8 protein-coding genes are annotated in these 9,057 nt (G+C 63.6%); 1 reads left to right on the top strand and 7 read right to left on the bottom strand.

Translation table 11 applies throughout. The annotated features are described in order from the left end of the window. From BH682_RS02780 to cspE, 4 genes are all read right to left on the bottom strand, one after another. Positions 1–1,230 (bottom strand): DNA polymerase III subunit delta', encoded by a 1,230-nt coding sequence (locus BH682_RS02780; RefSeq protein WP_037132620.1) that lies wholly within the window; start codon positions 1,228–1,230, stop codon positions 1–3. 33 nt (positions 1,231–1,263) lie between these two features. Further along, positions 1,264–4,200: a type I DNA topoisomerase gene (topA, locus tag BH682_RS02775; RefSeq protein WP_003946104.1), complete on the bottom strand. Its 2,937-nt coding sequence runs from the start codon at positions 4,198–4,200 to the stop codon at positions 1,264–1,266. A gap of 192 nt (positions 4,201–4,392) precedes the next feature. Next, on the bottom strand, positions 4,393–4,977 hold the full coding sequence (locus BH682_RS02770; protein ID WP_003946106.1) for a hypothetical protein: 585 nt from the start codon (positions 4,975–4,977) through the stop codon (positions 4,393–4,395). Positions 4,978–5,162: 185 nt separating this feature from the next. Then, positions 5,163–5,366 carry a transcription antiterminator/RNA stability regulator CspE gene (gene cspE, locus BH682_RS02765; RefSeq protein ID WP_003946117.1) on the bottom strand — a complete coding sequence of 68 codons (204 nt, stop codon included), beginning with the start codon at positions 5,364–5,366 and terminating at the stop codon, positions 5,163–5,165. A gap of 456 nt (positions 5,367–5,822) precedes the next feature. Between cspE and BH682_RS02760 the strand changes: the two genes are divergently transcribed. Beyond that, on the top strand, positions 5,823–8,111 hold the full coding sequence (locus BH682_RS02760) for a DEAD/DEAH box helicase (RefSeq protein WP_003946107.1): 2,289 nt from the start codon (positions 5,823–5,825) through the stop codon (positions 8,109–8,111). Here the strand turns inward: BH682_RS02760 and BH682_RS02755 are convergent. Genes BH682_RS02755 through BH682_RS02745 form a run of 3 tightly spaced genes read right to left on the bottom strand, consistent with a single transcriptional unit; the run spans position 8,104 to position 9,013 of the window. Continuing rightward, positions 8,104–8,454: an Rv3654c family TadE-like protein gene (locus tag BH682_RS02755; RefSeq protein WP_075831977.1), complete on the bottom strand. Its 351-nt coding sequence runs from the start codon at positions 8,452–8,454 to the stop codon at positions 8,104–8,106. The genes BH682_RS02760 and BH682_RS02755 overlap by 8 nt on opposite strands. Beyond that, positions 8,451–8,810 (bottom strand): TadE family type IV pilus minor pilin, encoded by a 360-nt coding sequence (locus BH682_RS02750; RefSeq protein ID WP_003946102.1) that lies wholly within the window; start codon positions 8,808–8,810, stop codon positions 8,451–8,453. The genes BH682_RS02755 and BH682_RS02750 overlap by 4 nt, the downstream gene beginning before the upstream one ends. Continuing rightward, positions 8,810–9,013: a DUF4244 domain-containing protein gene (locus BH682_RS02745; RefSeq protein ID WP_042446719.1), complete on the bottom strand. Its 204-nt coding sequence runs from the start codon at positions 9,011–9,013 to the stop codon at positions 8,810–8,812. Before BH682_RS02745 ends, BH682_RS02750 begins: the two co-directional genes overlap by 1 nt. Positions 9,014–9,057 lie beyond the last annotated feature (44 nt).

Raw genomic sequence — 9,057 nt, 5'->3', positions numbered from 1 at the left:
TCAACCCCCGGATCGCGAAAACGGGGGTCGGAAAGCGGCTCCGATGGAGGCAACCATCGCATCGAGCGCCCACTGCAACTTGACGTTGAAGTCGACGGCCTCGCGGCATTCGAGCACCGCTTCGATGCACTTGAGCAACCCCTCCGGGGACGTTCGCGCAGCCAACTCGGCGGCCTGCCGAGCCATGTCGGGATGGGTCGCCGTCGACGTCGACCCCAGCGAACAGGAGAGCGCGTCCCGGTACATGCCGGCAAGGTCGATCAGCGTCCGGTCGAGAAGATCGCGGCGGGCCCGGGTGTCGCGCGATTTCTGACGCGCTTCGAGGTCCTTGATCAGACCAGCCGATCCGCGCAGAGTCCCGGCTGTTCCCTTGCCGGTTCCACCGCCACCCAAGGAAACCTTGAGTTCCTCGAGTTCCTGTTCCTTGAGTTCGGCGTAGAACGCCTTGGTGTCAGCCTCGATCGACTTCACCAAGTTCTCTGCGGCCTTGTACGCCGTCGAAGCCCCGATCGCGTCTGCGGCAAGTCGAAGCGAACGCTGACGCTCGTCGCGCGCGCTCTCGTCGGTGGCGAGACGCCGAGCCCGGCCGACATGTCCGCCGCTGATCGATGCGGCGATTCTCGCCCGTTCCGGATCCAGCCCGTCGCGGTCGATCAGCACCTGAGCGATCGATTCGACGGACGGCGTCACCAACGGCATGTGCCTACACCGCGATCGGAGGGTGACAGACATGTCTTCCGGATCGGTCGTCGGCGCGCAGAGCAGGATGACCGTGCGGTCCGGCGGCTCCTCGACAACCTTCAGGAGGGCGTTGGCTGCGCCTTCGGTCAAACGATCGGCATCCTCGACCACGATCACCTGCCACCGCCCCGTCGTCGGCCGACGCGAAGCGATGTTGACTATCTCGCGCATGCCTTTGACGCTGATGCTCAGACCGTCGGGGATGATCCGTCGTACGTCACCGTGGGTTCCACCCATCGTCGTCGTACACGCATGACACTCACCGCACCCTGGTGCACCGTCGGAGGTGCATTGCAGGGCAGCGGCGAAGCAGAGAGCAGCCACCGAACGACCTGAGCCGGGTGGCCCGGTGAAGAGCCACGCGTGGGTCATCTCCGAGCCGCTGGAATCGCCACGAGCCGACAGTGCAGCATCACGCAGGCTCTGCTCGACGTCGTGCTGACCCACCAGCCGACCGAACACACCTCGTTCGGCCACTTCAGTACTCATGCAAAAACCCTAACCGTCGGCACCGACGAAGTCTTACGAGTCCTTCTTCGCCGGAGCCTTCTTGGCGGCGGCCTTCTTTGCCGGAGCCTTCTTGGCGGCTGTTTTCTTGGCAGCGGCCTTCTTTGCCGGAGCCTTCTTGGCTGCTGCCTTCTTCTTGACCGGGCCGCGCGCACGACGATCAGCCAGCAACTCCGATGCACGAGCATCGGAAATGGATTCGACGTCGTCGTCCTTGCGAAGGCTGGCATTGGTCTCGCCGTCGGTGACGTACGGACCGAAACGGCCGTCCTTGATCACCATGGGCTTCTCGCTGACCGGATCGACGCCCAACTCACGCAGCGGAGGCGTTGCCGACGCCTGACGCCCACGACGCTTCGGCTCGGCGTAGATCTTGAGGGCCTCGTCGAGCGTGACAGTGAACATCTGCTCTTCGTTGGCGAGCGAGCGTGAGTCCGTGCCCTTCTTCAGGTACGGACCGTAACGGCCGTTCTGCGCGGTGATCTCTTCCTTCGATTCGGGGTCGACACCCACGACGCGCGGAAGCGACAGCAGACGCAGCGCATCTTCCAAGGTGATCGTCGCCAAGTCCATGGACTTGAGCAGCGATCCGGTCCGCGGCTTGGGGCCTGCGACCTTCTTGGCAGCCTTCTTCGCAGGCGCCTTCTTGGCCGCGGCCTTCTTCACCGCAGTCTTGGTGCTGCCCGAGCTGATTTCTTCCGGCTCGGGAGCGGTGACGGGAACGATGTCCGGTTCCGGCTCGGCCGGCGGTTCGGGCAGGATCTCGGTCACGTAGGGACCGAAGCGGCCTTCCTTCGCGACGATCTCGTGGCCCGTCAGCGGGTCGACGCCCAGCTTGCGGCCCTCTTGAGGCGTCGAGAACAACTTCTCGGCGTACTCGGGAGTGAGCTCGTCCGGTGGCAGGTCATCGGGAAGATTTGCCCGCTGCGAGATCAGATCGCCTTCGGGATCGTCCGGATTCTGAACCATGCGCTCGAGATACGGCCCGAACCGGCCGACGCGCACATGAACCTCGCGGCCCTCGGCGTCGTCGAAGAGACGGATGGAGTTGACCTCGCGAGCGTCGATCTCCTCGAGATTGACACCGACCATCTTCTTCAGCCCGCCCTCGCGGGCGACCGAACCTTCTGCGCCTGTCTCGCCGCCGAAGTAGAAGCTGCTCAGCCAGTTGCCACGCTGCTCACGGCCGCCGGCGATCGCGTCGAGATCGTCTTCCATTCCTGCCGTGAAATCGAAGTCGACCAGCCGGCCGAAATGCACCTCGAGCAGCCCGATGACGGCAAACGCCACCCAGGACGGAACCAGCGCGCTGCCACGCTTGTAGACGTATCCGCGATCGAGAATGGTCTTGATGATCGACGAATAGGTCGAAGGACGGCCGATGCCGAGTTCTTCGAGCGTCTTGATCAGGCTGGCTTCTGTGTAGCGAGCGGGCGGGTTGGTGCTGTGTCCGTCCGGATCGAGCTTGGTGGCCGTGACTTCCTGACCCTTGACCAGCACCGGAAGCCTGGATTCGGCGTCGTCGGACTGACCGCCGGCCTCTTCGTCGACGCTCTCGACGTAAGCCTTGAGGAAGCCGGCGAACACGATGGTGCGACCCGAAGCGGAGAACGTGCAGTCCTCGCCGGTGCCTGCCGTGCCGGAGATGCGAAGCGTCAACGTCGTACCGCGGGCGTCGGCCATCTGCGAAGCGACGGTCCGCTGCCAGATCAGTTCGTACAGCTTGAACTCGTCGGAATCGAGCTTGGAGTGCAGCTGACCCGGGGTCTGGAACACGTCGCCGGCGGGGCGGATCGCCTCGTGGGCTTCCTGCGCGTTCTTGACCTTGCGGGTGTACTGACGCGGCGTCGGATGCACGTATTCCGGACCGTACAACTCGGTGGCCTGCGCACGAGCGGCAGCGATCGCCGACTCCGAGAGAGTCGTCGAGTCGGTACGCATGTAGGTGATGTAGCCGTTTTCGTACAGACGCTGCGCGATACGCATGGCGCGCTCGGACGTGAAACGAAGTTTGCGTCCGGCTTCCTGCTGGAGCGTCGACGTCATGAACGGCGGGTAAGGCTTGCGCGTGTACGGCTTGTCCTCGGCGGAGGAAACAGTGAGGTCGACGCCCTGCAACGCCTCCGCGAGACGACGCGCGTATGCCTCGTCGAGCACGGTGACCGCGCTGCCCTTGAGCTTTCCGTCAGCTCCGAAATCGCGACCGGAGGCGACACGCGAACCGTCGACGGAGACCAGGCGCGCACCGAAACTACGCGGGCTCGCCTCTGCACCGGCGTCGAGCGTCGCGGAAATGTCCCAGTACGACGCCGACTTGAACGCCATGCGCTCGCGTTCACGCTGGACGATGACGCGAGTGGCCACCGATTGGACGCGGCCGGCCGAGAGCTTCGGCATGACCTTCTTCCAGAGAACCGGGCTGACCTCGTAACCGTAGAGACGGTCGAGGATGCGGCGGGTTTCCTGAGCATCGACGAGGTCGGTGTCGAGTTCGCGGGTGTCTTCGGCGGCAGCACGGATTGCCGGCTCGGTGATCTCGTGGAAGACCATTCGACGAACCGGAATCTTGGGCTTGAGAGTCTCGAGGAGATGCCAGGCGATTGCCTCGCCCTCGCGGTCGGGGTCAGTTGCGAGGAAGAGCTCGTCGGCGTCCTTCAACAGAGACTTGAGTTCGGCGACCTTGCCCTTCTTTTCCGGGCTCACGACATAGAGCGGCTCGAAGTCGTGATCGACGTTGACGCCGAGACGGGCCCACGACTCGCCCTTGTACTTGGCCGGAACGTCCGCTGCGCCGCGCGGGAGGTCGCGAATGTGACCGACCGATGCCTCTACGACGTAGTCCTTACCGAGGTAGGGAGCGATTTTGCGCGCCTTGGTCGGTGACTCGACGATCACGAGGCGACGAGGGTTACCGGACGCTCCCTGACCGCTGCCGTTGTCCGCTTTAGCCACCTGCTGCCCGAGCCTTCCTTTGGACGTTCACTGCCGTCGGCAGATCTTCAGAACTAGACGTGTGGAGCAAGTTATACCCCGTGTCTCTCTTTACAGAGTGACATACCCGCAAGACATTCGTGCAGATCAGTACAGTATGGGCTCCGTCGGACACGCGACATCAGCACCGTTGGACACGCGGCATCAGCTCTGTCAGACGTGCGGCCAGGCGACCGAGGTGTCGACGTGTTTCGGCGCCTCACCGAGGTATTCGACGAGCTTTGTCAGTCTCTTCTTTCCCGACACACGGAGCCCCGGACCCGGTGTCCGGTTACCCAGTTGAGTCGGCGCGATACCAACCCTCATCAAGGCCTGAGCCAGCGGTGCGTGTGTCTCTTTCGCATGGGGGTCGAGGCCGAACACGAATCGTTCACCGCCTTCTTCGAGGCGGCCGGCGGCGACGGCCCACACTCGGAGTTGGCGAGAATTAGGAACCCACCCGACCGGCACGGCCTTCACTGCTCCCTTGGTCCATTGCACGGACAGCGGAAGGAGTGCGGGCGTCGACTGAGTTCGGACCAATGGGCTGCCTTCTTCGCTACGCGTCACCTCGGCCCCGAGTCCGCACTGCGCGATCAACTCGGCAACGGCCTGTGCTCTCCAGTCCCGATCCACGACGATCGAGATCCGCGCGCGATCCTCCGAGGTCACGACCTGCCCCGGTCCGGCCAGCATTCCGGCAAGGTCCGTCACGGCAGGTGGAATCGACTCGGCAGAGAAAAAGGACAGTTGGCTCACAGAGTGAAACGTAAGCCACGAAGGTATCGACGGCATAGACGACCGGCCGTGGCCGAACAGCTGCGTGCATTCACCTCGGACAGGGAAAGACCTAACTCAGCCCGAAAAGATTTGTCCCCCACCGCACGGATGCGATGGGGGACAAATACTGTCCGAACTATTCGCTCAGCAAGTGAGCGGAAAAATCAGACCGCGCGAACGCCGGTAGCCTGGGGACCCTTGGTGCCCTGGCCGACCTCGAACTCCACACGCTGGTTCTCCTCGAGGGTACGGAAGCCGTTGCCCTGAATTTCGGAGTAGTGAACGAAGACGTCTGCGGAACCGTCTTCGGGAGCGATGAAGCCGAAGCCCTTTTCAGCGTTGAACCACTTCACAGTGCCCTGTGCCATGCTTTTCCTTCTCTTTCTAACACCGGATTCGGTGAACAGCCCTTACAGTCCACCGGGCCGGTTCCGACCGCTGTACGTCTTTATTTCCCCCTCAGGAAAGGCAGAGCACCGCGCCCGCAACAACGATCCTGCGAGCGTGCACTTTCTCAAGCCTACGAACACAGAAGCTGCGACCGATTGTCAGTCAACCATGTTCTCCGCGTGCACAACAGTCGAAAAGGGAACTAAAAACGTTAAAAGTTCGCTACGAGAAAAACAGCCCACGATCGTGGTTTCCCGCTTGCGCGCCGAGCACCCGGTTCCACCAAGACCGCGGACCGTTGCGTATCATCAAAACTGCAGGTAGCGACAGTTTCCGATTGCCGCCACACCCCAACGCCGAGCCCGGAGAGTCACGTGAACGCACCTTCCCCGATCCCCGCCCCGGGAGGGAAGCCTGGCGAGACCTACGGGCAGATGCTGCTCGATCGGGTCGTCGCCGGGGTCAGTGGAAGCGAAAAACCACTGATGTTCACCGCGCAGTTACCTGCTCGCGTAGCCGAGTTCACCGAATGGCCGGAGTGGGTGCACCCCAGCGTCGTACGTGCGCTCGCCGAGCACAGCGTGCGGTCCCCGTGGATCCACCAGAGTGAGGCCGCCGACCTCGCTTACGCGGGAAAACACGTGGTCGTGGCCACCGGTACGGCGTCGGGTAAGTCACTGGCGTACCAACTCCCGGTGCTGACGGCCATGGCGACCGATCCGCTCGCAACTGCCCTGTACCTCTCCCCCACCAAAGCGCTGGGCTCGGATCAACTGCGAGCAGTGCTGTCCCTCACCGACTTCGACGTCGAACTTCGCAGCACGAACGCCAGTGCGTACGACGGCGACACCTCGCAGGAACTCCGCACTTGGGCACGTGAGAACTCACGCTGGCTCTTCACCAACCCCGACATGATCCACATTTCTCTGCTCAGAACCCATCAGCGATGGGCACACTTCTTCCGCAACCTGAAATACGTGATCATCGACGAATGCCACTCCTACAGGGGAGTCTTCGGATCCAACGTCGCGCTCGTGATCCGGCGATTACGCAGAATTGCAGCCCGTTACGGCGCCGAACCCACCTTCATCCTGGCCAGCGCGACCACAGCGGATCCCGGCGCGGCGGCCTCGCGGCTCATAGGCGCACACTGCACCGAGGTCACGGAAGACGGATCGCCGCACGGCCCACGCACCGTCGCCCTGTGGGAACCACCGCTACTGGAGGCATTGACCGGCGAAAACGGTAGCCCGGTACGACGTCCCGCGGGCGCGGAAGCCGCGCGGATCATGGCCGACCTCATGATCGAAGGCGCCCGCACTCTCACCTTCGTCCGCTCCCGCCGCGGCGCCGAGCTGACCGCGATGGCCACCAAACGTCTACTCGCCGAGGTGGACCCGGACCTCGCCGAGCGAGTCGCGTCGTATCGCGCCGGATATCTGGCCGAGGACCGACGCGAACTGGAAGCTGCACTCGCCGACGGCACACTGCTGGGCGCAGCCACCACCAACGCACTGGAGCTCGGCGTCGACATCGCAGGCCTCGACGCCGTTGTCGTGGCAGGCTTCCCGGGCACCGTCGCCTCGTTCTGGCAGCAAGCGGGTCGCTCCGGGCGACGCGGTGAGGGTTCACTCGTCGTGTTGATCGCCCGCGACGATCCACTCGACACCTACCTCGTTCACCATCCGTCAGCGGTACTCGACAAACCCGTCGAGGCGACGGTGACAGATCCCGGAAATCCGTACGTCCTGGGACCACAACTTCTCTGCGCTGCAATGGAACTCCCACTTTCCGATGCCGAGGTGGACGCGTTCGGGGCTCTCGAGGTTCTGACCAGGCTGTCGGAGGAAGGCAAGATCCGGCGCCGAAAGCACGGATGGTTCGTCACCGCCGATTCGAACCCCCACGGCTCTTTGGACATTCGCGGCGGCATCGGAACTCAGGTGGCCATTGTCGACGGGGAATCCGGCCGGATGCTGGGCACTGTCGACGCGGGCCGCGCTCCGGCCACAGTTCATCCCGGCGCCGTGCACATCCATCAAGGCGAGACCTACGTCGTCGACGAACTGGACCTCGACGTCGGACTCGCATTGGTACACACCGAGAATCCGGACTGGACCACCTCGGCCCGCGAGACCACCGAAATCACGATCACCGAACAACTCGAGCACAAGAACTACGGCGACATCGCCGTCGCTCTCGTCCAGGTCGAGGTGACACATCAAGTCGTCGGATACCTACGACGGTTGACTTCGGGTGAAGTCCTCGACTCGATCGAACTCGACATGCCCGCACACACTTTGCCCACCAGGGCAGTGATGTACACGGTCACGCCGGAACTCCTCGAATCCATCGGGGTCCCGCCCGAACGGTTCCCCGGATCACTGCATGCCGCCGAACATGCCGCAATCGGCCTGCTGCCACTGGTGGCGATCTGCGACCGCGGAGACATCGGCGGAGTGTCCACCGCGATGCACGCGGACACCGGACTCCCGACCGTCTTCGTCTACGACGGTCATGCCGGCGGTGCCGGGTTCGCCGACCGAGGGCACAGCGAACTGTCCCGATGGCTCACCGCGACGCGCGACGCCATACTGTCCTGCGAATGCGCTCACGGTTGCCCGTCCTGCGTCTATTCACCCAAGTGCGGCAACGGAAACGACCCACTCGACAAAGACGGCGCGGTCAAGGTTCTGACCGCCGTCATCGACACCATCAGCTGACCGGACCCGCACGCGCGTAAGCCTGCGCATCCCCGATCCCGAAGCCCGACAACAACACCGGTGCGCGTATCTCGACGACAACATCCCACCCCTGCACCTCGCACTCCTCGAGCACCGTGCGCATCCGCTCCGCGATCACCGCGGACATCTCACACGCCGACTCGTCTCCGCCGTCCAAGGCGCCCGCACCGCCGAGAGCCGAAAGATCAGCGGCCGACTGAGCCGTGTGCCGAGCCACCACTGCGGAACCGACATGCAGCATCCCGCCGGTCACCATCACGATCGCTGCCAGAACGCAGCACGCCAGAACCGTGGCAACACCTTCGTCGTCACGTAGGTTCACCCCTCCTCCACTCCCGACTCCACTGCTGCCACCGCCTCGGAAGAAATGTCGACCAACGGCAGCAACGCACTCTCGGCGCTGACAACGGCCACCGCAAAGCCGTCCACGATCTCCACCGAGATCGACGCATCTTCGGGTGCGATCCGGCGGGCCGTGGCGACCGCAGACTCACGATCACCACGTGCCACCAACCGCGCGGCCTCACGAGCGGCGTCGACACACCGAACCTGCATCGACACCGCCAGGACTCCGCCGATACACAGCACGACCACCGTGACGATCGAAGCCAGAGCAATCGCGGCCTCCACCGTCACGGCGCCGTCGTCGGCTTGCCGAATACCTCTCGTGGACAACATCACACAGCTGTCTTGAGCGCCTTGTCAATGATGCCTGTCAGCGCCGAGACAATGGAGTCGCCAGTGACAACCGTGTACAGGACGGCACCGAATGCGGCAGCCGCAATCGTGCCGATCGCATACTCCGCGGTGGACATACCGTCGTCCTCCGTTACCAACAGCGCAAATCTGGCCGACACCGTCCTCAACGTCTTCGAAATCATTTCTCCCCCTTCAATCGAAACCTGCGGCAGCACCTCTGCCGCAG

It is taken from the genome of Rhodococcus sp. YL-1, assembly GCF_001942025.1.
Lineage (GTDB): Bacteria > Actinomycetota > Actinomycetes > Mycobacteriales > Mycobacteriaceae > Rhodococcus_F > Rhodococcus_F qingshengii.
This window is presented reverse-complemented; position numbering and strand designations above follow the sequence as displayed.

Excerpts from the sequence above, each read along its gene's own strand:
- BH682_RS02780 (WP_037132620.1), bottom strand. The coding sequence starts at position 1,230 with ATGAGTACTGAAGTGGCCGAACGAGGTGTGTTCGGTCGGCTGGTGGGT.
- cspE (WP_003946117.1), bottom strand. The coding sequence starts at position 5,366 with ATGGCACAGGGCACTGTGAAGTGGTTCAACGCTGAAAAGGGCTTCGGC.
- BH682_RS02760 (WP_003946107.1), top strand. The coding sequence starts at position 5,823 with ATGCTGCTCGATCGGGTCGTCGCCGGGGTCAGTGGAAGCGAAAAACCA.
- BH682_RS02750 (WP_003946102.1), bottom strand. The coding sequence starts at position 8,810 with ATGTTGTCCACGAGAGGTATTCGGCAAGCCGACGACGGCGCCGTGACG.
- BH682_RS02745 (WP_042446719.1), bottom strand. The coding sequence starts at position 9,013 with ATGATTTCGAAGACGTTGAGGACGGTGTCGGCCAGATTTGCGCTGTTG.